Raw genomic sequence first — 24,355 nt, 5'->3', positions numbered from 1 at the left:
CGGCACCCCGTCCTCCGAAGATTATTCGCCCATGGCGAAGCAGGCCCACCCGGGGCGCGGAGAAGGTGCGGGCATGAGAAAGCGCATGACCCCGGGAGGGGGCCATGCGCCTGGGTCGTTCCGCGGCGGCCTCAGCCGTCGCGCGAGTGCGGTGGCCGACCGGTGGGGCGACGCCGAAGGCGGGCCCCACCGGGAAGATCGCGAAGCGGTGCCGCACTCGCCGAAGGAACGGTCACGCCCCGAGCCGTCAGGCGAGGGGCGTGGGCCGGGACTTCATGAACACGGATCAACTGCGGCCCGCGGCCTCCAGCGCCCGCTTGACGGCGGCGCGCTTCTGGCGGAGCTTGGCGAGCGCCTCCTCAAGGATGGCCTCGCCGTCCTCGTCGCTGCGCCGCTCCTTCACGTAGGCCAGGTGCGTCTTGTACGGCTCGGTCTTCGGCGGCGCAGGCGGGTTCTCCGAGTCCTGGCCGGCGGGGAACCCGCAGCGCGGGCAGTCCCAGGTCTCGGGGACCGCGACGTCGGTCGCGAAACTGGGGCGGGTCTCGTGCCGGTTGGCGCAGTAGAAGGTCACCCAGACGCGGGGGGCGGCGTCGCCGCGCTCCGCCTCTCCCATCGGACCGGCCCCGACACGGCTGCCCCGAATCGCGTTGCCACTACCCACGGACTACTCCTCGCTCATTCTGCCGATGCCGCCCGTGACCTCCGAGGGCGGCGCGGCGCTCGTACGTATGGTTCAGGCGGCTCAGCCGACGCCCTTGTGCTTGAACAGCAGCCCGAGCACCACGATCGAGGCGAACCAGAGCACACCGACGCCGACGGTCAGGCGGTCGAGGTTGCGCTCCACGACCGACGACCCGCCCAGGGACGAGTTGATCCCGCCGCCGAACATGTCGGACAGGCCACCACCCTTGCCCTTGTGCATCAGGACGAGGACCACCATCAGCAGGCTCGTGACGATGAGCACGATGGACGATGCGATGATCACAGTTCTTCAACGCCTTCTCTGGCCGGTCCCGCCGGGAGCGGGCTCGTCTGTCGTTCAGGACCTTGCCTGTGGTTCAGGTTCTACCTGTCGTTCGGTCGTGCTCGTGTTCACGTTCGGTGCTGGCGGGCGGAGGGTCGAGCCGGACGGTTTACCCGTCCGGTACGAAGGGTACGACGAAGTCTCCCCTGGTACGGCAAGAACCCCCATGTGATACCGAATTGATCAGTTTGATCAGACGGGGAGATCACGGTACCGGCAGATCTTGACGAACTCCCCCGGGTCCAGGCTGGCACCACCGACCAAAGCGCCGTCGACGTCCGGCTGCGCCATGATCCCGGCGATGTTCCCGCCCTTCACCGAGCCGCCGTACAGGATACGCGCCTGATCGGCCACTCCGCCCTCGTAGAGTTCGGCGATTCGCGTCCTGATGGCGCCGCAGACCTCCTGCGCGTCCTTCGGGGTGGCGGTCTCGCCGGTGCCGATCGCCCAGACGGGCTCGTAGGCGATCACGCTGCGCCGCACCTGCTCGGCGGTGAGCTTGTCGAGCGCGCCGTCCACCTGCGTCAGGACGTGCGGGACGTGCTCGCCGGCCTTGCGGACTTCCAGCCCCTCCCCCACGCACACGATCGGCGTGATGTCGGCGGCGAGGGCGGCCCTGGCCTTGGCGTTGACGAGCGCGTCGTCCTCGCCGTGGTACTGGCGGCGCTCGGAGTGCCCGACGGTGACGTAGGAGCAGCCGAGCTTGGCCAGCATCGACGCGGCGATCTCGCCGGTGTAGGCGCCGGAGGCGTGCTGGGAGACGTCCTGCGCGCCGTACCCGATCGCGAGGCGGTCGGCCTCGATCAGCGTCTGGACCGAGCGCAGGTCGGTGAACGGCGGGAGCACGACGACGTCCACGGCGTCGTGGTCGGCCTCCTTGAGCGCGAACGCCATCTTCTGGACGAGCAGGATCGCGTCCAGGTGGTTCTTGTTCATCTTCCAGTTGCCGGCCATCAGCGGCTTGCGGGAAGGGGTCACGGGGGCCATCGGTCAGTCCTCCAGGGCCTGCAGGCCGGGCAGCGTCCTGCCTTCGAGGTATTCGAGGCTGGCGCCGCCGCCGGTCGAGATGTGGGAGAAGGCGCCCTCGTCGAAGCCGAGGCGCCGGACGGCGGCGGCGGAGTCGCCGCCGCCGACCACGGTGAACGCGCCGTTCCGGGGGGTGTGGGGGGTCGTCCCCCCACCAGGGTCCGCGGCGGAGTCGATGAGGCCCTGGGCGACGGCGCGGGTGCCGTGCGCGTAGGGCTCCATCTCGAACACGCCCATGGGGCCGTTCCAGAACACGGTCCGCGTGCCGGCGAGGCGGGACGCGAACAGCTTGCCGGACTCGGGGCCGATGTCGAGGCCGAGCCGGTCGGCGGGGATCGCGTCGGCCGGGACCACCGCGTGCTCGGCGTCGGCCGCGAACGCGGTCGCGGCCACGATGTCGACGGGCAGGACGAACTCCACGCCCGTCTCCTCGGCGCGCCGCAGGTATTCGCGGACCGTGTCGAGCTGCTCCTCCTCCAGCAGGCTCCTGCCGACCTCGTGGCCCTGCGCCTTGAGGAAGGTGAACACCATCCCGCCGCCGATCAGGATGCGGTCGGCCTTGCCGAGCAGGTTGTCGATCACGCCGAGCTTGTCGGACACCTTCGAGCCGCCGAGGACGACCGCGTAGGGGCGCTCGACGTCCTCGGTGAGCCGCCGCAGCACCCCGACCTCGGTGGCGATCAGCCCGCCGGCGGCGTGCGGGAGCCGCGCCGGGACGTCGTAGACACTGGCGTGCTTGCGGTGCACGGCCCCGAACCCGTCACCGACGTAGAGGTCGGCGAGGCCCGCGAGGCGGTCGGCGAACGCGCCGCGCTCGGTGTCGTCCTTGCTGGTCTCGCCCGGCTCGAAGCGCAGGTTCTCCAGCAGCGCGACGCCGCCGTCGGCGAGGCCGGCGACGGTGGCGGCGGCGGACTCCCCGGCGACGTCGGCGGCGAACGCCACGTCCGCGCCGAGCAGCTCGCCGAGCCTGGCCGCGACGGGCGCCAGCGACAGCTCGGGCCTCACCTGTCCCTTGGGACGGCCGAGGTGGGCGCAGACGACGACCCTGGCGCCCCTGGCCCGCAGCGCCTCGATCGTCGGCAGGCTCGCCCTGATCCGCCCGTCGTCGGTGATCCGGCCGTCCTCCAGCGGGACGTTCAGGTCCGAGCGGACGAGCACCCGCCGTCCGGCGACGTCGAGATCGTCAATGGTGCGCATCGGGATGCGTTGTCCTTCCGGATACGGCCGCGCCGTGGCCTGCCGCCCGGGGGGGCGCGGCCACGGCGCGGTCAGATGGCACGGCGCCGGCGGCGGGTCAGAGCTGCGAGCCGACGAGCTTGACGAGGTCGACGAGGCGGTTGGAGTAGCCCCACTCGTTGTCGTACCAGCCGACGACCTTGACCTGGTCGCCGATGACCCGGGTCAGCCCGGAGTCGTAGATGCACGACGACGGGTCGGTGACGATGTCGCTGGAGACGATCGGGTCCTCGGTGTAGGTCAGGTAGCCCTTGAGCGGGCCCTCGGCGGCGGCCTTGAACGCGGCGTTGACCTCGTCCACCGTGACCTCGCGGGACAGGGTGGCGGTGAGGTCGGTCGCCGAGCCGGTCGGCACCGGGACGCGCATCGCGAAGCCGTCGAGCTTGCCGTTCAGCTCGGGCAGCACCAGGCCGATGGCGACGGCGGCGCCGCTGGAGGCGGGCACGACGTTGATCGCGGCGGCGCGGGCGCGGCGCAGGTCCTTGTGCGGGGCGTCCTGGAGGTTCTGGTCCTGGGTGTAGGCGTGGATCGTCGTCATCAGGCCCTTCTCGATGACGAAGCTGTCGTGCAGCACCTTGGCCAGCGGCGCCAGGCAGTTGGTCGTGCAGGACGCGTTGGAGATCACCGTGTGCGCGGCCGGGTCATAGCGGTCCTCGTTGACGCCGAGCACGACGGTGAGGTCCTCGTTCTTGGCCGGGGCGGAGATGATCACCTTCTTGGCGCCGTTGTCGGCGTGCACCTTGGCCTTGGCGGCGTCGGTGAAGAACCCGGTGGACTCCACCACGATGTCGACGCCGACGTCGCCCCACTTGAGGTTGGCCGGGTCGCGCTCCTCGAACGCCTTGATCGACTTGCCGCCGACGACGATCTCGTCCTCGGTGGCGTGCACGTCCTCGGGGAAGCGGCCGAGGATGCTGTCGTACTTGAGCAGCTGCGCGAGGGTGGCGTTGTCGGTCAGGTCGTTGACCGCCACGATCTCGATGTCGGCTCCGCTCGCCTTCACGGCGCGGTAGAAGTTGCGGCCGATCCGGCCGAACCCGTTGATGCCTACTCGGATGGTCACGGAACGGCTCTCCTCATACGTCGTCTCACCCGGTGTGACCGGGCCGTCCTCCAGCGTCGGACCGGGGCCTTCCCCCGTGCTCTCGACCCTATCCAATGACCCGCGAGTAGCCCGACACCGGTCGAGAAGGAAGTCACGGGGGGCGGCGGCCCGGCTCACGTGGGCGGTCACGGCCGGGCCCGCCCCCGCCGGAGGGGCGGGCCGGCCCGTGGCCGGGTCAGCGGGCGAACTGGTAGCGCCCGACCACCTTTCCGGCGGAGTTCAGAAGGTTGAACACACCGGTGACCCGCTCCCCCTCGCGCCGCGGGCGGTACACGCGCGGCGCGGTCGCGAAGATCGTCACGGCTCCGCGGCGGCCCACCGCGACCCGGCCGCAGGCGGCCTCGCCCTGGCCGCCGCCTCCGCACGCGAACCGCATGCGGGTGCCGTCGTCGTAGACGGCCTCGAAGGAGGCGACCGGCACCCTGGCGAACCCCACCCAGGACGCCTCTCCGGCCCCGCGTTCGCCGGAGTAGCCGACGAAGGAGTTCCAGCCCCGGGGAGCGACCCGGGTGTAGGGAACGCAGGTCATCCGGCGCCCGGCCTCGCTCAGGGCCTGGATCTGGATGTTCCCCGATGCCTGCTCCGCCACGACGAACCACCGGTTCGGCCTACCGGGATCACGCAGCGCGCCGAGCTTCCGCAGCGCCCGCCCCCGCTCCTGCGGAGGGGTGGCGCCGGCGCACAGTTCGGCCAGCGTCGCGGCGGCCTCCGGTTGGGCGGGCAGCCGCGGGGGCGGGTTCGCGCTCCCCGGGGCGAGCGGGCCGGCGCGGTGGTCCCGGCCGCTCCCGCCACCGCCGCCGGGCAGGTGCGAGGGCACCAGCGTGACGGCGACGGCCGTGCAGGCGACGGCGGACGCGGCGAGGACGGGTCCGGCCAGCCGGCGCCTACCGCCCCGGCGGCTCCCGCCCGCGCCGCGGCCGGCGCGGTTTCGCACGCGCTCCCATGCGTCGGGGCTCACCGAGTACGACTCGCCCTGGACGCGCAGCGCCTCCCGCAGCGCCTCCTCGATGTCCCTCTTCCCGCCTTCCGTCATTCCGGTGCACCTCCCAGGGCGCGTTGCAGGGCGGCGATGCCGCGCCTGATGTGGGTCTTGGCGGAGCCGGCCGAGACGTCCATCGCCTCGGCCACCTCCTGGTCGGTGAGGTCGAGCCAGTACCGCAGGACGAGGGCCTCGCGCTGCCTGCGCGACAGGCCGTCCAGCGCGACGATCAGCTCGCGGTGGCCCTCCCGGTCGAGCACCACCAGCTCGGCGGCGGCGGCCGGCTCGGGCGGCGGGGGCTGCCGGAGCCGGACCAGGCGCAGGTGCCGCCGCCGGTTGCGGGTCAGGTTGCAGACGGTGGCGCGCAGGTAGGCGGGGGCGGTCTCGGGACGCCGCAGCGCCCCGCCGCGCCCCTGGAGGCGGGCGAAGGCCTCCTGCGCCACGTCCTCCGGGTCGTCCGCGCCCAGCAGGCCGGCGAGCCCCACGAGCCGCGGGTAGTGGGCCGCGAACAGCTCCTCCAGCACGGAACCGGACAGGGTCACCGCCTCGCGGTGGCCAAGATCTTCAACGGACATCACACCGTTAGGACACCCGGACGGGGGTACGGATGACAGGGGACGCCGCACGTTCCGTAACGTCGCCCAGCGTTCACCATCCCGTCACCGGCGGCCGTCAACCACCGCCGGAAGTGATGTGTCTCTGACCCGTGCACAAACGATCTTCAGGAAAGTCGCGCCGCGCCGGGGGCACCGCCGCGGGCAGGGCCGCGGGCGGGTTCGCGGCGGCGGTGGCGCTGTCGGCGCTGGTCACGGCGTGCAGCGGGTCGACCGGGTCGGCGCCGTTCGGGCCGGCCTCACCGGGCGGCCCCGAGGGCGGCGTGAGCGCCCACGCGGGCAGCGGGAGCAGGGCGAAGTGCCTCGGCTTCAACGGCCTGGACGGGCTGAATCCGGCGGCTGAGGTCCGCGCCGGCCGGTTCAGGATCCCCGGGTCGGCCGCGACGCGGGTCGCCACCGGCACCGACGTCGACTGGGGCCTGGACCCCTTCAACGACCGGACGTGGCAGCTCTGGCTGCACTCCCTCGAATGGCTCGGCGGCGCGATCAAGGAGTACGAGCGGACGCGCGACCCGTCCGACCTGGACCTCGCCGCCGGGATCGCCCGGGACTGGCTCGCCGACAACGCCGGACCGGAGCGCTTCGACGAGCACCGGCGCGAGTCGATCTCCGAGGGCACCAAGTTCCGGCTGGCGACGCTGGTCTGCCTGCGCCGGTACCGGTCCGGGCGCTGGCTGGACGAGGCGATCGCCAGGCACGCCGAGTGGCTCGCCGACCCGAGGCACTACTCCGGCCCCTGGAACCACGGCACCGACGAGTCCATGATCTTGATGACGGCGGGCTGCGGGATCGGGCGCACCGACCTCATCGACACCGGTCAGCGCCGACTGCTGGACTCGATGCTCGCCCCGCCCGGCGGAGCGCGCCCCGCCATCGACGAGGAGGGCGCCAACAACGAGCAGTCCACGCACTACTCCGTCTACAACCGGGGCCGGTGGCGGCTGGCGTTCGCGGTGATGCGCCAGTGCGGGCGCCCCGCCCCGCGCGAGCTGCTCGACCGGCACCGCAGGATGGACGAGTTCATCGCGTTCCAGACGACGCCCGCCGGGGACCAGCTCCAGATCGGCGAGTCCTACGCGGCCAGGGCGTCCGACATCAGCGCGCTGGGGAACGGCCCGCTCAGGTACGTCGCCACCGGCGGCGCCAAGGGCACGCCGCCGCGCGAGCGGGCCCGCGTCTACCAGGCCGGATACGTCATGGGACGCTCCGGGTGGGGCAGGCAGGGCCGGAGGTTCGCCGACGAGATGTCCTACACCGCGCGGTTCGGGCCCGGCCGGTACGCGCACGGCCAGAACGACCACATGGCGCTGACCTTCCACGCGCTCGGCCGCGACATCATCGTCCCGAGCGGGCACATCGGCTACAGCGACCCGCAGTGGAACACCTGGCTGCGCTCGCCCGACGCGCACAGCGCGCTCGTCGTGCGGGGCGCGGAGTTCGACCCGAAGGCCGCGACGGAGCTGACCGCGCACCGGTTCCTGCGCGGCGCCGACACGTTCCGGTTCACCGACACCGCCTTCGCCGGGACGACCCGGTCCCGCTCGGTGCTCGCCGCCTCCGACCCCGACGCCCTGCTGGTGCTGGACGACGCCGCGTCCGCCGCGTCCGTCCCCGTGGAGCAGCTCTGGCACCTGCCGGCCGGGTTCACCGCCGTCCCGGACGGGACGGGCGCGGTCGCGGCGGCGGGCAAGGTCCGCGTGCACTTTTTGCAGATCCCGCTGCCCGGGACGGCGCCGCTGCCCGCCCGGATCACCCGGGGCAGCCTCAAGCCCCCCCAGGGGTGGATGGTCCCGGCCCCGCGCAAGACCCTCCCCGCGCCGGTGGTGTCCTTCCCCGCGGAGGGGCTGAAGGTGCGGATGCTGACGCTGATCGCGCCCGTCCGCGGCGAGGAGCGCCCGCAGGTGCGGACCGCCGCGCTGCCCGGCGGCGGGCTGCGCGTCGAGGCGCGGTTCTCCGGCCGCCGGCTCACCGCCGAGGCCGCCCCGGACGGGACGCTGCGCCGGCTCCCCTGACCCCGGCGGCCGCCGCGCGGCTCAGGGGGCGAGCATGTCGGCGGTGAGGTTCGCCTCGGTGCCGGGGATGCCCTGGTCACCGGCCCGCTTGTCGGCCATCGCGAGCAGCCGCCTGATCCGGCCGGCGATGGCGTCCTTGGTGAGCGGCGGGTCGGCGAGCTGGCCGAGCTCCTCCAGCGACGCCTGCTTGTGCTCCAGCCGCAGCCGTCCGGCGTTCACCAGGTGCTCGGGCGCGTCGTCGCCGAGGATCTCCAGCGCGCGGGCGACCCGGGCGCCGGCCGCGACGGCGGCGCGCGCCGAGCGGCGCAGGTTGGCGTCGTCGAAGTTGGCGAGCCGGTTGGCGGTGGCCCGCACCTCGCGGCGCATCCGCCGCTCCTCCCACGCCAGCACGCTGTCGTGGGCGCCGAGCCGGGTGAGCAGCGCGCTGATCGCGTCGCCGTCGCGGACGACGACCCGGTCGACGCCGCGGACCTCGCGCGCCTTGGCGTGGATCTTCAGCCGGCGGGCGGCGCCGACCAGCGCCAGCGCCGCCTCCGGGCCGGGGCAGGTCACCTCCAGCGACATCGACCGGCCCGGCTCGGTGAGCGACCCGTGCGCGAGGAAGGCCCCCCGCCAGGCCGACTCGGCGTCGCACGCGGCGCCCGCGACCACGTGCCGGGGCAGGCCCCGGACGGGCCGCCCGTTGTTGTCGATGAGCCCGGTCTGCCGCGCGAGGGACTCACCGTCGCGGAACACCCGGACCACGTACCGGTTGCCCTTGCGCAGCCCGCTCGGCGCGAGCACCACCACCTCCGAGGTGTGCCCGAACACCTCGGCGACGTCCTTGATCAGCCGCCGCGCCGCCACCCCGGTGTCGATCTCGGCCTCGATCACGATGCGCCCGCTGACCAGGTGCAGACCCCCCGCGAACCGCAGCAGCGTCGAGACCTCGGCCTTGCGGCAGCACGGCTTGAGCACCGTGAGCCGGCTCAGCTCGTCCTTGACCACACCGGTCATCGCCATAGATGAACCCTCCCCCTATCTGACTTCCAGCAGTCTCGCCGATGACGGCCCGACCGGACGTCACTCACTGAATATCTGTACGAAGGCTTGGGCCAGACGGGCCGGATCATGACGTGGGGAACCGTCGTCGGCGGCGACCCCGGCGAGCACCAGCCGCCCGCCGAGCCGCCGGACGGCCTTCTCCAGGGCGCCCGGGTCCTCCACGACGCCCTCGTCGGCGATCACGACGTCGACGCTCAGATCGGGCGCGTGCGCCTGGAGGACCTCCAGGTGGGCCTGCGGGGAGAAGTCGTCGGTCTCGCCGGGCTGCGGCGCCAGGTTCAGGGCGACGACGCGGCGGGCGCGGGAGGAGGTGAGCGCGCGGGCGAGCGCGGGCACCTTCAGATGCGGCAGGACGCTGGTGAACCACGAACCGGGCCCGAACACGATCCAGTCGGCGTCCTCGACGGCGGCGAGCGCCTCGGGGCAGGCGGGCGGGTCGGCGGGCACCAGCGACACCCCGAGCACGCTGCCCGGCGTCTTCGCGCACGCCACCTGCCCCTTCACCCGCGTCACCTCGTCCGGACGGGACGGGTCGGCCCCCCGCACCTCGGCGACGATGTCCATCGGGACCGCCGCCATCGGCAGCACCCGGCCGTGCGCGCCGAGCAGCCGCCCCACCCAGTCCAGCCCCGCGACCGTGGACCCGGAGGGCGCCCCCCAGGCGGGCCCCCCTGGCACCCCGGCGCCGGCGGGCTCGCCGCCGCGCGGGCCGCCCGCCACGGCGCCGGGCACGCCCCCGGGTGAGCCGCCGGGTGAATCGCCCGCCTCACCGCTGGACGGCCCCTCCGCCAGGCCGCCGTGCGCGCTGGTCGGCGCGCTGGTCGGAGCGCTGTTCGGGGCACCGCCGGGCGCGCCCTGCGGCGCGGTGCCGGACGGGGCGCCGGCGGCGCCGCCGGGCAGGGCGCCGAGCAGGAGGTCGGCGGCCGCTCCGGTCGAGGCGCCGCCCAGGAGTTCCCACAGGGCGACGATCAGCAGGTTGCCGACGGCGTGGCCCTGGAGGTCGCCCTCGCTGCGGAAGCGGTGCTGGACCACGTCCCGCCAGGTCTGGCCCCATTCGTCGTCGCCGCACAGCGCGGCCAGCGCCATGCGCAGGTCGCCGGGCGGCAGGACGCCGAGCTCGCGGCGCAGCCGTCCGCTGGAGCCGCCGTCGTCGGCGACCGTGACCACCGCGGTCAGCCGGTCGGTGACGCGGCGCAGCGCCGACAACGAGGCGTACAGGCCGTGGCCGCCGCCGAGCGCGACGACCTTCGGGCCGAGGGGCTTCACCGTGCCGTTTCTCTCTCCGTCCGCGACCCGGGCCGGTTCCCGGACGGGCTCCCCGGCGGGGGTCTCACTCGCGGCCGAGGTCACGATGGGCGACCTGCACCTCGATGCCCTCGTCCCGCAGCCGGGCGGTGATCTGTTCCGCCATGGCCACACTACGGTGTTTGCCCCCGGTACAGCCCACGGCCAGCGTCACGTAGTGCTTGCCCTCACGCTCGTAGCCGTCGGCGAGCAGCCGCAGCACCTCGGAGTAGGCGTCCAGGAACTCCTTGGCGCCGCGCTGGCCCAGCACGTAGTCGCGGACGGCGGCGTCGCGGCCGGTCTTCGGGCGCAGCTCCGGCACCCAGTGCGGGTTCGGCAGGAAGCGGCAGTCGACGACGAGGTCGGCGTCGACGGGCAGGCCGTACTTGTAGCCGAACGACACCACGGTCGCGCGCAGGCTGGACTCGCCGGTGTCGTTGCCGAAGAAACCGATGATCTTGTTGCGCAGCTCGTGCACGTTCAGCCCGCTGGTGTCGATCACCAGGTCGGCCTCGGCGCGGACCTCGCGGACCAGCTCGCGCTCGCGGGCGATCCCCTCGACCAGGCGGCCGTCGCCCTGGAGCGGGTGCGGGCGGCGGACGCTCTCGAACCGGCGCACCAGGTCGGCGTCGCCCGCCTCCAGGAACACCACGCGCGGGTGGACGCCGCGCGCCTCCAGCTCGGCGATCGAGGAGTGCAGGTCCTCGGTGAACGCGCGGCTCCGCACGTCCACGACGACCGCGATGCGGGGCACCGCGTCGCGCACCCGGCCGCCGAGGTCGGCCATCGTGGCCAGCAGCCCCGGCGGCAGGTTGTCGACCACGAACCAGTCGAGGTCCTCCAGCGACTTCGCCGCCGTGCTCCGGCCCGCCCCCGACATCCCGGTCACGATCACGATGTCCGGGACGTTCGTCTCACTCGTCATGCCGCTTCCCCCTGTGTTCCCCGTCGCCGTCCGCGCCGGCCCCGCCCGGGCCGCCGCCGGATCGGCCGCTCGTGCCGCCCCCGCCGGCTCCGGGCCCGCCGTTCAGCGCGGCGACGATGCCCTCCGCGCTGCGCGGGCCGATGCCCGGGACCTCGGCCACCTGCTCGGGCGTGGCCTCCTTCAGACGCTTCAGCGATCCGAAGTGTTTCAGCAGCGCCGCCCTGCGCGCAGGGCCCAGACCCGGAACGTTATCGAGTTCGCTCACGGTCATGGCCTTGGAGCGCCGCTGCCGGTGGAAGGTGATCGCGAACCGGTGCGCCTCGTCGCGGATCCGCTGGACGAGGAACATGCCCTCGCTGTTGCGCGGCAGGATCACCGGGTCGGCGTCGCCGGGCAGCCACAGCTCCTCCAGCCGCTTGGCGATCCCGCAGACGGCGATGTCGTCGACGCCGAGCTCGTCCAGGGCACGCTGCGCGGCGGCGACCTGCGGCGGGCCGCCGTCCACGATCACCAGGTTCGGCGGGTAGGCGAACTTGCGGGGGCGCCCGGTCTCGGGGTCGATCGGCTGGTGGGCGCCCTCGTCGTCGGGGTCGCCGAGGCTGTCCAGCTCGCCGGTCCGCTCGCTCTCGGCGAGGTAGCGGCGGAACCGGCGGGTGATCACCTCGTGGATCGAGCGGACGTCGTCCTGCCCCTCGACCGCCTTGATCGTGAACCGGCGGTACTCGCTCTTGCGGGCCAGGCCGTCCTCGAACACGACCATCGAGGCGACCACGTTGGTGCCCTGGAGGTTGGAGACGTCGTAGCACTCGACGCGCAGCGGGGCGTCGTCCAGCTCCAGCGCCTCCTGGATCTCCTGGAGCGCGCGGCTGCGGGTGGTCAGGTCGGACGCGCGGCGGGTCTTGTGCTGCTTGAGCGCCTCGTGCGCGTTGCGGGCGACGGTCTCCAGCAGGGTCTTCTTGTCGCCGCGCTGCGGGACGCGCAGCCGGACCGGCCCGCCGCGCTGCTCGCTGAGCAGCTCGGTCATCGCGGCCTCCTCAGGCGGCTGCGCGGGGACGAGGACCTCGCGCGGCACCGAGTCGCTCTCGCTGTAGACCTGGATCAGGAAGTGCTCGACGAGGTCGGCGGTGGTGACGTCCTCGACCTTGTCGACGACCCAGCCGCGCTGGCCGCGGATCCGGCCGCCGCGCACGTAGAAGACCTGGACGGCCGCCTCCAGCTCGTCCTCGGCGAAGGCGATCATGTCGCAGTCGGTGGAGTCGGCGAGGACGACCGCCTGCCGCTCCAGGGCGCGCTCCAGCGCGCGGATGTCGTCGCGGAGCCGGGCGGCGCGCTCGTACTCCTGCGACGCGGCCGCCTCCCGCATGTCGCGTTCGAGGCGCCGGATGAAGCGGGCGGTGTGGCCCGCCATGAAGTCGCCGAAGTCCTCGGCGAGCATGCGGTGCTCGGCGGGCGAGACGCGGCCCACGCACGGCGCCGAGCACTTGCCGATGTAGCCGAGCAGGCAGGGCCGGTCGAGCTGGTGCTGCCGCTTGAACACCCCGGCGCTGCACGTCCGGACGGGGAACACGCGCAGCAGCTGGTCGACCGTCTCCCGGATCGCCCACGCGTGGGAGTACGGGCCGAAGTAGCGCACGCCCTTCTTCTTGGCTCCGCGCATCACCATCACCCTCGGGAACTCCTCGTTGAGGGTGACCGCGAGATACGGATACGACTTGTCGTCGCGGTAACGGACGTTGAACCGGGGGTCGAACTCCTTGATCCAGGAGTACTCCAGCTGGAGCGCCTCGACCTCGGTGCCGACCACCGTCCAGTCGACCTTGGCCGCCGTCCGCACCATCGTCTGGGTGCGGGGGTGCAGCGAGGAGAAGTCGGCGAAGTAGGAGTTCAGCCGCGAGCGCAGGCTCTTGGCCTTCCCCACGTAGATGACCCGGCCGTGCTCGTCACGGAATCGGTACACGCCGGGCGACTCCGGGATGGAGCCCGGAGCGGGTCGGTAGGTCGCCGGATCTGCCACGCTGAAAAGCCTAGTGGCCGCCACCGACACACCGGTCGCCGCCGAGCCCGCGCGGCCCGCGCGGCCGGGCGTCGCGGGACCCCGCGGGGCCCGCCCCTGAGCACGGGCGCCGCGAGGGTGCGGGCGCCCGCGCCGGTGGGGCGGCGGTCAGGAGAGGATGACCTTGCCGCCCTGCACGGTGATCGTCTTCTCCTTCAGCGGCTCCTGCGCGGGCGGGTTCGCGACCGAGCCGTCGGCGATCTTGAACTTGCTGCCGTGGCAGGGGCAGTTGATCGTGCCGCCCGACACCGACCCGACCGTGCACCTGCGGTGCGGGCAGACCGCCGTGAACGCCTTGAACTGGCCCGCGGTGGGCTGGCACACCACGACCTTCTCGTCCTTGAAGACCTTCCCGCCGCCCACGGGGATCTCCGACGTCGAGGCCAGGGCCTTGCCCGCCCCGCCGCCGGAGCCGCCGCCGGAGCCGCCCTCGGAGCCCTCGTCGTCGGACTTGTCGTCCGAGCCGCCGCACGCCGCCGCCAGCCCGGCGACGCCCGCGAGGCCGACGCCGAGGAGCAGCCCCCGGCGGGAGTTCCCGGCCGGGCCCGCCGCGCCCGCCGCGCCGCCCGCCGCGAGGTCCGCCGACGCCGCCGGTGACTCGTGCGGCGGACGTCCGGTGTCCGTGGTCGTTGCGGGGTCGTGTGCCATGCCTGTTCGCCCTCCGGTCCGTCACTCTGGTCGCCTGCTGTCACCGGGAGCACGGACGCGCGCCACCGAGGGTTCAATCCGAACCGAGCCCAATGATCTCCGACGCGTCGCGGCATGGGGCGCCGACCCGCCGTCCGGACCCGACCCGGCGCCCGCCGGTGGCGCGAACGGTCAGGCGAGGATCTTGGACAGGAACTGGCCGGTGTGGCTGGCCTCGACCTTCACGATGTCCTCGGGGGTGCCGGTGGCGACGACGGTGCCGCCGCGCGAGCCGCCCTCGGGGCCCATGTCGATGATCCAGTCGGCGGTCTTGATCACGTCCAGGTTGTGCTCGATGACGATCACGGTGTTGCCCTTGTCGACCAGGCCGTTCAGCACGCCGAGGAGCCTGCGGATGTCCTCGAAGTGCAGGCCGGTGGTCGGCTCGTCCAGCACGTAGATCGTCCGGCCGGTGGAGCGCTTCTGGAGCTCGGAGGCCAGCTTGACGCGCTGCGCCTCGCCGCCCGACAGGGTCGGCGCGGGCTGGCCGAGCCGGACGTAGCCGAGCCCGACGTCGTTGAGCGTCCGCAGGTGCCGGTGGATCGCGTTGATCGGCTCGAAGAACTCGGTGGCCTGCTCGATCGGCATGTCGAGCACCTCGGAGATCGTCTTGCCCTTGTAGTGGACCTCCAGGGTCTCCCGGTTGTAGCGGGCGCCGTGGCAGACCTCGCACGGGACGTAGACGTCCGGCAGGAAGTTCATCTCGATCTTGATGGTGCCGTCGCCGGAGCAGTTCTCGCAGCGGCCGCCCTTGACGTTGAAGGAGAACCGGCCCGGCTGGTAGCCGCGCACCTTCGCCTCGGTGGTCTGCGCGAACAGCTTGCGGATGTGGTCGAACACGCCGGTGTAGGTCGCCGGGTTGGAGCGGGGCGTCCGCCCGATCGGCGACTGGTCGACGTGGACGACCTTGTCGAGCTGGTCGACGCCGTTGACCCGGCGGTGCTTGCCCGGGACCGTCCGCGCGCCGTTGAGCTGCTTGGCGAGCGAGTTGTAGAGGATGTCGTTGACCAGCGTCGACTTGCCCGACCCCGACACGCCCGTGACGGCGGTGAGCACGCCCAGCGGGAACGCCACGTCCACGTCGCGGAGGTTGTTCTGCTGGGCGCCCTTGACGGTGACCTCGCGGCCGCGCGCCCGGGGGCGGCGGATCTCCGGGACGGCGATCTCGCGGCGCTTGGACAGGTAGGCGCCGGTGAGCGAGTCCTCGGAGGCGAGCAGGTCGTCGACGGTCCCCGACACCACGATCTCGCCGCCGTGCTCGCCCGCGCGCGGGCCGATGTCGACGACCCAGTCGGCGGCGGCGATGGTGTCCTCGTCGTGCTCGACGACGATCAGGGTGTTGCCCATGTCGCGCAGCCGGATCAGGGTCTCCAGCAGCCGGTGGTTGTCGCGCTGGTGCAGGCCGATGGACGGCTCGTCCAGCACGTACAGGACGCCGACGAGCCCGGACCCGATCTGGGTGGCCAGCCGGATCCGCTGCGCCTCGCCGCCCGCGAGCGTCGCCGAGGCGCGGTCGAGCGTGAGGTAGTCGAGACCGACGTCCAGCAGGAACCCGAGCCGGGCGTTGATCTCCTTCAGCACCCGCTCGGCGATGTGGGTCTCGCGCTCGTTCAGCTCCATCGCGAGCAGGAACTTGGCGGCCTCGCCGATCGGCATCGAGGCGACCTCGGCGATCGACATCCCGCCCATGGTGACCGCGAGGACGACCGGCTTCAGCCGGGCCCCCTGGCAGGTCGGGCAGGGGATCTCCCGCATGTAGCCCTCGAACTTCTCCCGGCTGGAGTCGCTCTCGGACTCGGCGTGCCGCCGCTGGATGTAGGGGATCACGCCCTCGTAGGCGGTGTAGTAGGAGCGGGTGCGCCCGTACCGGTTCTTGTAGCTGACGTGGACCTGGGTCTCGTGCCCGTTCAGGATCGCCTTGCGCGCCTTGGCCGGGAGGCGGTCCCACGGGGTGTTGAGGTCGAAGCCCATCGCGTCGCCGAGGGCGGACAGCAGCCGCAGGAAGTAGTCGCTCACGTGCCCGCCGGACCACGGCTGGATGGCGCCCTCGCCGAGCGTCTGCTCCCCGTCGGGGACGACGAGCTCGGGGTCGACCTCCATGCGCGTGCCGAGGCCGGTGCAGTCGGGGCAGGCGCCGTAGGGCGAGTTGAACGAGAACGACCGGGGTTCCATCTCCTCGAACGACAGGTCGTCGTAGGGGCAGTAGAGGTGCTCGGAGAACATCCGGGTGCGGTCCTCGTCGCCCTCGTCGAGGTCGACGAAGTCCAGCACGATGGTGCCGCCCGCGAGGCCGAGCGCGGTCTCGACGGAGTCGGCGAGCCGCTGGCGCGCGGAGTCCTTCACCGCGAGGCGGTCGACGACCACGGAGATGTCGTGCTTCTCCTGCTTCTTCAGCTTCGGCGGCTCGTCCAGCCGGATCATGGCGCCGTCGACGAGCGCGCGCGAGTAGCCCTTGGACTGGAGTTCGCGGAACAGCTCCAGGTACTCGCCCTTGCGCCCGCGGATCACCGGCGCGAGCACCTGGAAGCGGGTGCCCTCCTCCAGCTCCAGCACGCGGTCGACGATCTGCTGCGGCGCCTGGCGGCTGATCGGCCGGCCGCACTCGGGGCAGTGCGGGTGCCCGATGCGCGCGTACAGCAGCCGCAGGTAGTCGTAGACCTCGGTGATCGTGCCGACCGTGGACCGGGGGTTCTTGCTGGTCGACTTCTGGTCGATGGAGACCGCGGGCGACAGGCCCTCGATGAAGTCGACGTCGGGCTTGTCCATCTGGCCGAGGAACTGCCGGGCGTAGGCCGACAGCGACTCCACGTACCGGCGCTGGCCCTCGGCGAAGATCGTGTCGAACGCCAGGCTGGACTTCCCCGACCCCGACAGACCGGTGAACACGATCATGGAGTCCCGCGGCAGGTCGAGCGAGACGTCCTTCAGGTTGTGCTCGCGTGCTCCACGCACGATGAGTCGGTCATGCACGGCGTACTTCCGGTTCCTCTTCTGGGCACGGGTGATGGGTTCTGGGGAGCGGTGACGGGGGCCTCAAGGCTAGCCAAGGGGTCCGACAGAATCCCCCGAGTCGTTAACAGCGATGCACGCCGCCGCATTTCGCGGGACCGGACGGCACCCTCGCACCGTACACGTGTTCGAACACCGCCCGCCACACGACTCACCCACCGGGTAACCCCGGCGTCACCTTCCGGCGGGCCGGAGGGCGTCCAGGATCCGGGCCAGGGTGCGGCGGCGCAGGTCATCGGACCATCCGCCCGCCAGGGCGCCGTGCGTGGTCGCGGTGACCAGGGCCATGACCTCGTCCAGCCGGACGTCGCCGCGGACCGCCCCGGCGCGGCGCGCCGCGTCCAGCAGCGAGCCGAACGCCCCGGTCAGCGCGGTGATCTGCGCGCCGGGCTCGATGGCCGTGCCCTCCTCGGCGAGCAGGCCGACGACGGTGCCGATCCGCGCGGAGCTCTCGACGAGGTAGCCGAAGTAGTCGAAGAACGCGGTGGCCGGGTCGCCCTCGGCCGCCAGGGCGTCCGCCTTCCCGACCAGCCGCCCGCGCAGCTCCTTCATGATCGCCGCGAGCAGGTCCCGCTTGGTCGGGAAGTGGCGGAAGACGGTGCCGATCGCCACGCCCGCGCGGGCGGCGACCTCCTCGGTGGACGCGGAGGCGCCGCGCTCGGCGAAGACCTCCTCGGCGGCGGCCAGGATGCGCGCGCGGTTGCGCCGGGCGTCGGCGCGCAGGGGCCTTTCGGGCGTCACCGTGCCGCCCGTCGACGCCCGGCCCGCCGTTGACAACATGAGTCTCGACTCATTATTTTCCTATCATGAGTTTCCACTCATCTTAGTGGCGGCGGAGGAGAGGCCATGTCCCAGCAGGGTCCGCGTGAGCTGTTCGACCGGTTCCGGCGCAACGCCCTCGCCGGCGAGCCCGCCCTGGACGAGGCGATGTGCGCCGAGGACATCGTGGTCGAGAGCCCGTTCGCGCCGTCCGGGCGGCGGCGGGTCGAGGGGCGCGCCGGCGTCCTGGCGATGGCGCGGGAGGGGCGCGCGGCGCTGCCCGTCGCGTTCGAGGAGTTCCGGAACGTCGTGGTGCACGAGACCGCCGATCCCGAGGTGATCGTCGCCGAGTACGAGATGGTCGCCTCGGTGCCCGGGACGGGGCGGCGCGCGGCCGCCTCGTTCGTCGTGGTGCTGCGGGCCAGGGACGGGCGGGTCGTCCACTGGCGCGAGTACCAGGACCGCGCGGCGATCATGGAGGCGCAGGCGTCCTGAAGCACCCCCCGCGCCCTGGCACCGCATAGGCGGGTGCGAAAGGATGGGGGCTCTTGCGGACGAGGGGGCCCTATGGAGTGGCGGAGCGTCATCGGCGAGCTGGACCTGGGCACGGAGCGCGTCATCGCGTCGCTGACCGCGCTGAGCGAGGAGGACGTGCGCGCGCCTTCCGCGCTGCCGGGATGGAGCCGCGCCCATGTCGCGACGCACATCGCCCGCAACGCCGACTCCCTGTGGAACCTGCTCGAGTGGGCGCGGACGGGCGTGGAGATCCCGCAGTACGCGAGCCTGGAGGCGCGCAACGCGGCGCTGGCCGAGGGCGCCGGGCGCAAGCGGGACGAGCTGGTCGATGACGTGCGGGCCTCGGCGGAGCGTTTCGCCGAGCAGGCGCGGACGTTGCCGGAGGAGGTGTGGAACGCTCCTGTCCGGGCGCTGCAAGGCTGGTACCACCCCGCCTGGTACGGCGTCATGCGCCGCTGGCACGAGGTGGAGGCCCACCACGTGGACCTCGCCGCCGGCTACGGCCCCGCCGACTGGCCCGAGCCCTACGTCCGGTGGGCGCTGACCAGCACGCTCACCGACATGGCGGCGCTGCCGGAGACGCAGCGCGCGGGCCTGGCGGGGTACCGGATCACCGCGACCGACTCCGGGGAGAGCGCCGATCTCGGCTGGGCGCCCGGCGGGCCCGAGGCGTCCGGGTCGGGCCGGGCACTGCTGGGCTGGCTGAGCGGACGCTCCGACGGCGTGGGCGTCGCGCTGCGCCCCGACGGCCCGCTGCCCGAGCCGCCGCCCTGGCCGCACGCCCCCGCCGACTCGTTCTGACCGCTCCGACTCGTCCTGACCGCTCCGCGCGGCCGTGTCAGTCGTCCTCGCGGGCGAGGGTGTGCAGGGCGTCCAGCGAGTGGACGACGATCATGTTGCGGGCGACGGTGAGGCGGCCCCGGACGGGGGCGGCGGAGAGGATCTGCGCGACCTTGCGCCGGCCCATCCCCGACCAGCGGCCGAGGTCCTGCTGGGTGACGGGGACCTGCACCTGGTAGGCGTCCTCGGGCGCGCGGGCGGCGCCGTTGGGCCGCTCCTCCTTGAGCGGGGTGCCGAAGCGGCCGACGAGGCGGAGCAGGCGGCTCGCCAGCCGCCGCTCGGGGTCGTCGGGGAAGTGGGCGGTGCGCAGGTCGTTGGCGTCGCGGAGCCGCTCGGCCAGGACGGCGGCGACCGCCCACACCGCGCCGGGGTGGGCGTCCAGGACGGCGCGGAACCGGGCGGCGGGCAGCACGATCGCCTCGACGGGCGTGAGGGCCTCGACGTTGGCGTGCCGGGTCCCGCCGTCCACGGCCTCCAGCTCGCCGACCACGTCACCGGCGCCGAGGACGTCCAGGATCACGATCTCGCCGTCCCGCGACACCCACACCTTCACCGCCCCCGAGCGCAGCACGAAGACCTGGGAGGAGCGGGTGTGCTCGCGGGTGAGGAACGCGCCGGGTCTGATCATCGCCGTGACGCCCGCCTGCCGCAGCGCCTCCCGCGCGCGCACGGGCAGCGCGTCCCAGAACCGGGTGGTCTCCATCTCGCCTCCTCGCCGGATCGGGCCGGGCCGGATCCGGGCGGGAACAGGGTGCCCCGACTCCAGTGAACGCGCGGGCACGCGGCCGGACTGCGTCTTTCGTCACAATCTCGCCTCGCAGTCGGCTCGGTCCCCTCACACGTCCAGGGGCGTGTCCTCCAGCCACTTGTCGAGGGCGCGGGCGCGGCGGGCGCAGTCGGCGGCGGCGGGCTGGTCGCCGAGGGCGAGGTGGGAGGCGCGCAGCAGGTCCAGCGCGTGGCGTTGGCCGCGGTGGTCGTCCATGTCGCGGCGGATGGCGATCTCGGCGTCGAAGTGCTCGACGGCCAGGGCGTGCTTGCCGAGGGTCTGGGACGCGCAGGCCATGGTGTGCAGCGCGTAGGCCTGCTCACGGTTGTCGCCGAGTTCGGTGGCGAGGTCGAGGGCGTGCCGGCCGGTCTCGGAGGCGTCGTCGGCGCGGCCGAGGTCGAGGTAGATGTCGGCGAGGTGGGCCAGTGCGGTGCCCTCGCTGTGGCGGTCGCCGACCTCGCCGAGCAGGCGTAGTGCTTCCAGCTCCATCTCCAGGGCCTCTTCGGGGCGGCCGCTGCGGCGCAGGACGGCGGCGAAGGTGTCCATGCCGACGCCCATGCCGTAGGAGTCGCCGGTGTCGCGGCGGATCGCCAAGGCTTGGCGGGCGGCGCGTTCGGCGTCTTCGGGCAGGTCCAGGCGCAGGTAGGTGCGGGCGAGGCTGCCCAGGGTGCCGGCCAGGCCGGTCTGGGCGCCGAGGCTGTGCCACAGGTCCAGGGCCTCCAGGCCGAGGACGAAGGCTTCCTGGGGGCGTTCCAGGCGGCGCATGACGACCGAGAGGTGTTCCAGGTCGTGGGCCTCGCCGTGCTGGTCGCCGATCTCGCGGCGGATCTCCAGGGCGCGCAGCAGGTGTTCGCGGGCCTCGCGGTAGCGGCCCAGGCGCCAGTGGACGATGCCGATCTGGGCGAGGGTCTCGGCCTCGCCGTGCCGGTCGCTGATGTCGCGGTGCAGGTGCAGCGCCTGGCCGCAGTAGGTGAAGGCCTCGGCGAAGCGGGTGGCGTCGCACATCAGCATGCCGAGCGTGGTGAGCGCGCGGGCCTCGCCGTGGCGTGCGCCCAGGGCCCGGTAGGCGCGCAGGGCCTGGTCGGCGTCGCGCTGGGCCATCTCCCGCAGGCCCAGGGAGGCGTTCATCCGCGCCAGTTCCGTCAGGGCCTGGGCGGCGCCGTGCCGGTCGGCCTGCTCCTGCCGGATGTAGAGGGCCTCCAAGGCATGCAGCACCGCCTCGTGGACGTGCCCGCGCTTGCGGTGCACCTGCGCCAGGGTCAGCAGCGTCTCCGCGACGCCCGGCCGGTCGCCGATGCGGCGCCGCGCGTCCAGCGCGTCGGTCGCGTGGCGCAGCGCGGACTCGTAGTCGCCCAGGCCGAGCCCGGCGCGGGCGAGCGTGTCGTGGGCCTTGGCGACGCCGCCCTCGTCGCCGAGCTGCCGGTGGATCGCGAGGGACCGGTAGGCGTGCTGGATCGCCGTCAGGTAGCGGCCCAGGGCGGCGTGGACGTCGGCGAGCGTGGCGTGCGCGGCGGCCTCCCCGTACCGGTCGGGCGGGTCGACGGCGCGGAAGCCGCGGCGGGCGTCCTCGCCGTAGCCGATCGCGGGGACCGAGCGCCCCAGCTCGAAGTGCGCGACGGCCAGGTTGTGGAGCATGACGGCCGCCGCGGCCCAGTCCTCCTCGGTGCGGGCGGCGTGCAGCCCGGCCTGGTGGACGGCGATGTTGTCCTCGCTGTAGCGGCGGAACTCCAGGAAGTCGAACAGGGCGTCGACCAGCTCCCAGCACGTGCGGTGCAGACCCAGCCGCGCCGCCTGGTGCACCGCGGCGACCAGGTTGCGGCGCTCGGCCTCGAACCAGGCCAGCGCCGCCGACCGCGCGGTCTCCGAGGGCCGGGGCCCGCGCGTCCCCTCCTCCCGGCCGTCGTGGACGGCCGGGCGCCGCCGCCCGCCGAGCGCCTCCCCCGCCGCCCACGCCTCGGCCAGGTACCCGGCGAGCAGGCGGCGCTGCGCGGCCAGCAGATCGTTGTCGTCGTCCTCCCGCAGACCGCGCTCGCGCGCGAAGTCGCGCAGCAGGTCGTGCATCCGGTACCGGCCCGGCCCCACGTCCTGGATCAGGTAGGTCTGCCGCAACCCCTCCAGGCACTCGCGGGCCTCCTCCACCGGACGGTCCTGCAACGCCGCCAGAGCCGACGGCGTGAAATCAGGACCCGCGACCAGACCGAGCCGCCGGAACGCCTCCCGCTGATCACGCCGCAACCCCCGGTAGGCGGCGTCGAAGGTGGGGCTGAGGACGCTGTGCAGCTCGGGCCCGGCGGCGGCGTGGCTCGCGTGCAGGCCCCCGCCGGGCACGCCGGTCCGGTACGGCGGGACGGACTGCCCGTCCTGGTCGGCCAGCTCCCGGACGGTCTCGGTGATGGACTCCGCCGGGTTCTCCGCGAGCCGTCCGGCCATGACGGCGAGCGCCAGCGGCAGGTGCCCGCACTCGCGGGCGAGCCGCTCGATCGCGCGCGCCTCGTCCCGGACCCGCGCGTCGCCCGGCCCCAGCACGCCCGCGATCAGATCGACGGCCTCCTGCGTGACCATCTCGCGCAACTCCAGCGTCCGGATGTCGGCGCCCTCCAGCAGCGTCGGCAGCCGCCGCCGGCTCGTCACCACCACCAGCCCCGACGCCACCGCCGCCAGCAGCGGCCTGATCTGCTCGGGCTGCGCGACATTGTCGAGAATCAGCAGCATCCGCCGCTCACCCAGCAGCGACCGGCACTGCGCCGCCAACTCCGGCTCGGTGCGCGGCAGCTGATGGCCGGGCACACCCACCGCACGCAGCACCTGCCCCATCGCCTCAGCAGGGGTCACCGGGCTGCGCGTCGTCCCCCGCAGGTCGGCGAACACGATCCCGTCGGGGAACCGGTCGACGGCCCGGTGCGCCCAGTGCAGCGCCAGCGTCGTCTTGCCGACCCCCGCCATCCCCTCCACGAGCACCGCGCGCGGCCACTCCGACTGCGCGACGAGCATGTCCAGCTTGCCGAGGCTGACGTTGCGCCCGGCGAAGAACGGGTTGTCCGCCGGGAGGCGCGTCTTCGGCGGGCGTCCACCGGAGGTCTCGCCCGATGTCTCGCCGTGGGCCTCCAGGCGCACCGGCGCCCGCGCGGCGATCCCGGCCGCCACCCCCGCGATCTCTTCGGCCTCCTCGGCGGGGGGCGGCACCGCCTGAGGCCGGACGGTCTGGTCGGACGCGCCGGCCGGCCACTCGTCGCCCCACGGGCTCGCCGCCCGCCGCAGCTTCTCGGTGTCCAGGACGGTCAGCGGCCGCGGCCTGCGGTCCAGGATCCCCTTCTCGCGCCACAGCCGAAACCAGCGCACCAGCGTCTCGCGGGAGATCCCCGCCCAGTTGGCCAGCTCGGCCTGGCTGAGCCGCAGCGGGATCTCCGTCCCCCGCGACGTGCGCTCCCCGAACCGGTGGGCCAGCTCCAGCAGGTGGTAGGCGAGCCGCTGCGGATGGTCGGCCGCCCGGACCGCGTGCCGCCGCCCGCCGTAGGTCACCGCCTCCGACACCGTGTGCATCATCGCCTCGGCGACCTGTGGGTTGGCCGCCAGCAGGCTGCGGAACTTGCGGCGGTCCACGCGCAGCGCCGCGACATGGTCCAGGACGGCGACCGTGCCGCGCTGCGGGTGCCCCCACGGGCCGAGCACGCCGACCAGGTCCCCCGACCCGAACAGGTCGATGATCGACTCGTCGCCCTCGCTGGAGTCCACGAACTCCTTGGCGACCGCGTTGCTCGCCACCCGCGGCGCCGACTTGAACACCACGTAGACGGCGGGGGCGGTGACCCCCTGGTGGCACAGCATCCCGCCCGGCGGGACGTCGGTGCGCCGCCCCATCGCCCGCAGCGCCTGCCGGTCCGTCGCGGACAGCAGCCCCCAGAAGCTGCCCGGCCGCACGTCGTGGTCGATCACCCGTTCACCCGCCGCCCGTCATCGCCGCCGCCAGCGTCCAGAACAGGAACAGCACCGAGGTCGCCACCGCCCAGGCGAGCGCCTGCCACGCCAGTTCGCCGCAGCGGTGCGCCGCCGACAGCAGCCTGCGCAGCTCCGTGTCGCGGATCCGCGTGTCCAGCACGTCGGTCGCGCCGTGGGGCGCCCACGGCAGCCCGGGGTCGAGGGGCGAGGAGGTGCGGCGCCGGACCTCCTCCAGGACCGAGACCAGCGTCAGCCGCGACCGGACCGCGAACGCCGCCGACACCGCGCAGGCCCCCGCGAGCACCGGCAGCAGCGCCAGCGCGACGGCGCCGGGCGCCCCCGCCGCGATCCGTGTCACGGTCCCGACCGCGACCACGGCGAGCAGCACGAGGGCGATCGCGGCGTCCTGGCCGCACAGCCGGACCAGCGCGCAGGCGTGCCCGAGGATGTCCTCCGGCGTCTCCCCGCTCCGTCCGGGGCGGAATGCCGTTGCCAAAGCGCCACCGTCCTCCCGGATGTTTTCCGATCTTCCACAAACCA

At 73.5% G+C, this 24,355-nt stretch carries 20 protein-coding genes; 3 read left to right on the top strand and 17 right to left on the bottom strand.

Annotated features, from left to right (window positions below):
- Positions 1-286: 286 nt before the first annotated feature.
- The 7 genes from KLI87_RS26575 to KLI87_RS26545 form a co-directional block, all read right to left on the bottom strand.
- A complete protein-coding gene (locus KLI87_RS26575) occupies positions 287-661 on the bottom strand; it encodes an RNA polymerase-binding protein RbpA (protein ID WP_214619155.1) in 375 nt (124 codons plus the stop codon).
- 81 nt (positions 662-742) lie between these two features.
- Positions 743-985 (bottom strand): preprotein translocase subunit SecG, encoded by a 243-nt coding sequence (gene secG / locus KLI87_RS26570; protein WP_214619154.1) that lies wholly within the window; start codon positions 983-985, stop codon positions 743-745.
- 231 nt (positions 986-1,216) lie between these two features.
- On the bottom strand, positions 1,217-2,011 hold the full coding sequence (tpiA, locus tag KLI87_RS26565) for a triose-phosphate isomerase (RefSeq protein ID WP_214619153.1): 795 nt from the start codon (positions 2,009-2,011) through the stop codon (positions 1,217-1,219).
- A 3-nt stretch (positions 2,012-2,014) separates the two neighbouring features.
- Positions 2,015-3,247, bottom strand: a complete 1,233-nt coding sequence (gene pgk, locus KLI87_RS26560) for a phosphoglycerate kinase (RefSeq protein ID WP_250904288.1) — start codon at positions 3,245-3,247, stop codon at positions 2,015-2,017.
- 97 nt (positions 3,248-3,344) lie between these two features.
- On the bottom strand, positions 3,345-4,349 hold the full coding sequence (gene gap, locus KLI87_RS26555; RefSeq protein ID WP_214619152.1) for a type I glyceraldehyde-3-phosphate dehydrogenase: 1,005 nt from the start codon (positions 4,347-4,349) through the stop codon (positions 3,345-3,347).
- Between the two features lie 217 nt (positions 4,350-4,566).
- On the bottom strand, positions 4,567-5,424 hold the full coding sequence (locus KLI87_RS26550) for a hypothetical protein (RefSeq protein ID WP_214619151.1): 858 nt from the start codon (positions 5,422-5,424) through the stop codon (positions 4,567-4,569).
- The gene (locus KLI87_RS26545) at positions 5,421-5,945 is read right to left on the bottom strand and encodes a sigma-70 family RNA polymerase sigma factor (RefSeq protein ID WP_156216886.1); all 525 of its coding nucleotides are present in this window, start codon (positions 5,943-5,945) and stop codon (positions 5,421-5,423) included. Before KLI87_RS26545 ends, KLI87_RS26550 begins: the two co-directional genes overlap by 4 nt.
- A gap of 131 nt (positions 5,946-6,076) precedes the next feature.
- On the opposite strand from KLI87_RS26545, the gene KLI87_RS41640 reads away from it, so the two are divergent.
- Positions 6,077-7,996: a heparinase II/III family protein gene (locus tag KLI87_RS41640; RefSeq protein WP_214619150.1), complete on the top strand. Its 1,920-nt coding sequence runs from the start codon at positions 6,077-6,079 to the stop codon at positions 7,994-7,996.
- 21 nt (positions 7,997-8,017) lie between these two features.
- Here the strand turns inward: KLI87_RS41640 and whiA are convergent, their stop codons facing one another.
- From whiA to KLI87_RS26500, 7 genes are all read right to left on the bottom strand, one after another.
- Complete coding sequence (gene whiA / locus KLI87_RS26535; RefSeq protein WP_156216888.1) at positions 8,018-8,998, bottom strand: DNA-binding protein WhiA; 981 nt, start codon at positions 8,996-8,998, stop codon at positions 8,018-8,020.
- Between the two features lie 60 nt (positions 8,999-9,058).
- Positions 9,059-10,390, bottom strand: a complete 1,332-nt coding sequence (locus KLI87_RS41905) for a 2-phospho-L-lactate transferase CofD family protein (RefSeq protein WP_374225479.1) — start codon at positions 10,388-10,390, stop codon at positions 9,059-9,061.
- Positions 10,371-11,249 carry an RNase adapter RapZ gene (gene rapZ, locus KLI87_RS26520; RefSeq protein WP_156216889.1) on the bottom strand — a complete coding sequence of 293 codons (879 nt, stop codon included), beginning with the start codon at positions 11,247-11,249 and terminating at the stop codon, positions 10,371-10,373. The genes KLI87_RS41905 and rapZ overlap by 20 nt, the downstream gene beginning before the upstream one ends.
- Positions 11,239-13,263 carry an excinuclease ABC subunit UvrC gene (gene uvrC / locus KLI87_RS26515; RefSeq protein ID WP_214619149.1) on the bottom strand — a complete coding sequence of 675 codons (2,025 nt, stop codon included), beginning with the start codon at positions 13,261-13,263 and terminating at the stop codon, positions 11,239-11,241. The genes rapZ and uvrC overlap by 11 nt, the downstream gene beginning before the upstream one ends.
- Before the next feature lie 147 nt (positions 13,264-13,410).
- Positions 13,411-13,950 carry a Rieske (2Fe-2S) protein gene (locus tag KLI87_RS26510; protein ID WP_156216890.1) on the bottom strand — a complete coding sequence of 180 codons (540 nt, stop codon included), beginning with the start codon at positions 13,948-13,950 and terminating at the stop codon, positions 13,411-13,413.
- 171 nt (positions 13,951-14,121) lie between these two features.
- Entirely contained in the window at positions 14,122-16,959 is a 2,838-nt protein-coding gene (gene uvrA / locus KLI87_RS26505; RefSeq protein WP_214619148.1) for an excinuclease ABC subunit UvrA, read from the bottom strand.
- Between the two features lie 213 nt (positions 16,960-17,172).
- Positions 17,173-17,778, bottom strand: a complete 606-nt coding sequence (locus tag KLI87_RS26500; RefSeq protein ID WP_156216891.1) for a TetR/AcrR family transcriptional regulator — start codon at positions 17,776-17,778, stop codon at positions 17,173-17,175.
- Positions 17,779-17,844: 66 nt separating this feature from the next.
- Here KLI87_RS26500 and KLI87_RS26495 point away from each other — a divergent pair, with 66 nt between their 5' ends.
- The gene (locus KLI87_RS26495) at positions 17,845-18,252 is read left to right on the top strand and encodes a nuclear transport factor 2 family protein (protein ID WP_214619147.1); all 408 of its coding nucleotides are present in this window, start codon (positions 17,845-17,847) and stop codon (positions 18,250-18,252) included.
- Between the two features lie 72 nt (positions 18,253-18,324).
- A complete protein-coding gene (locus KLI87_RS26490; RefSeq protein ID WP_156216893.1) occupies positions 18,325-19,074 on the top strand; it encodes a maleylpyruvate isomerase family mycothiol-dependent enzyme in 750 nt (249 codons plus the stop codon).
- 37 nt (positions 19,075-19,111) lie between these two features.
- Here the strand turns inward: KLI87_RS26490 and KLI87_RS26485 are convergent, their stop codons facing one another.
- The 3 genes from KLI87_RS26485 to KLI87_RS26475 all read right to left on the bottom strand — a co-directional run bounded on the left by KLI87_RS26485 (position 19,112) and on the right by KLI87_RS26475 (position 24,311).
- A complete protein-coding gene (locus KLI87_RS26485) occupies positions 19,112-19,816 on the bottom strand; it encodes a Crp/Fnr family transcriptional regulator (RefSeq protein WP_156216894.1) in 705 nt (234 codons plus the stop codon).
- 132 nt (positions 19,817-19,948) lie between these two features.
- A complete protein-coding gene (locus tag KLI87_RS26480; RefSeq protein WP_214619146.1) occupies positions 19,949-23,812 on the bottom strand; it encodes a tetratricopeptide repeat protein in 3,864 nt (1,287 codons plus the stop codon).
- A gap of 4 nt (positions 23,813-23,816) precedes the next feature.
- The gene (locus tag KLI87_RS26475; RefSeq protein ID WP_214619145.1) at positions 23,817-24,311 is read right to left on the bottom strand and encodes a hypothetical protein; all 495 of its coding nucleotides are present in this window, start codon (positions 24,309-24,311) and stop codon (positions 23,817-23,819) included.
- Between the last annotated feature and the right edge of the window lie 44 nt (positions 24,312-24,355).

The sequence above is a fragment of the Actinomadura sp. NEAU-AAG7 genome, from assembly GCF_018603865.1.
Taxonomy (GTDB): domain Bacteria; phylum Actinomycetota; class Actinomycetes; order Streptosporangiales; family Streptosporangiaceae; genus Spirillospora; species Spirillospora litoris.
This window is presented reverse-complemented; position numbering and strand designations above follow the sequence as displayed.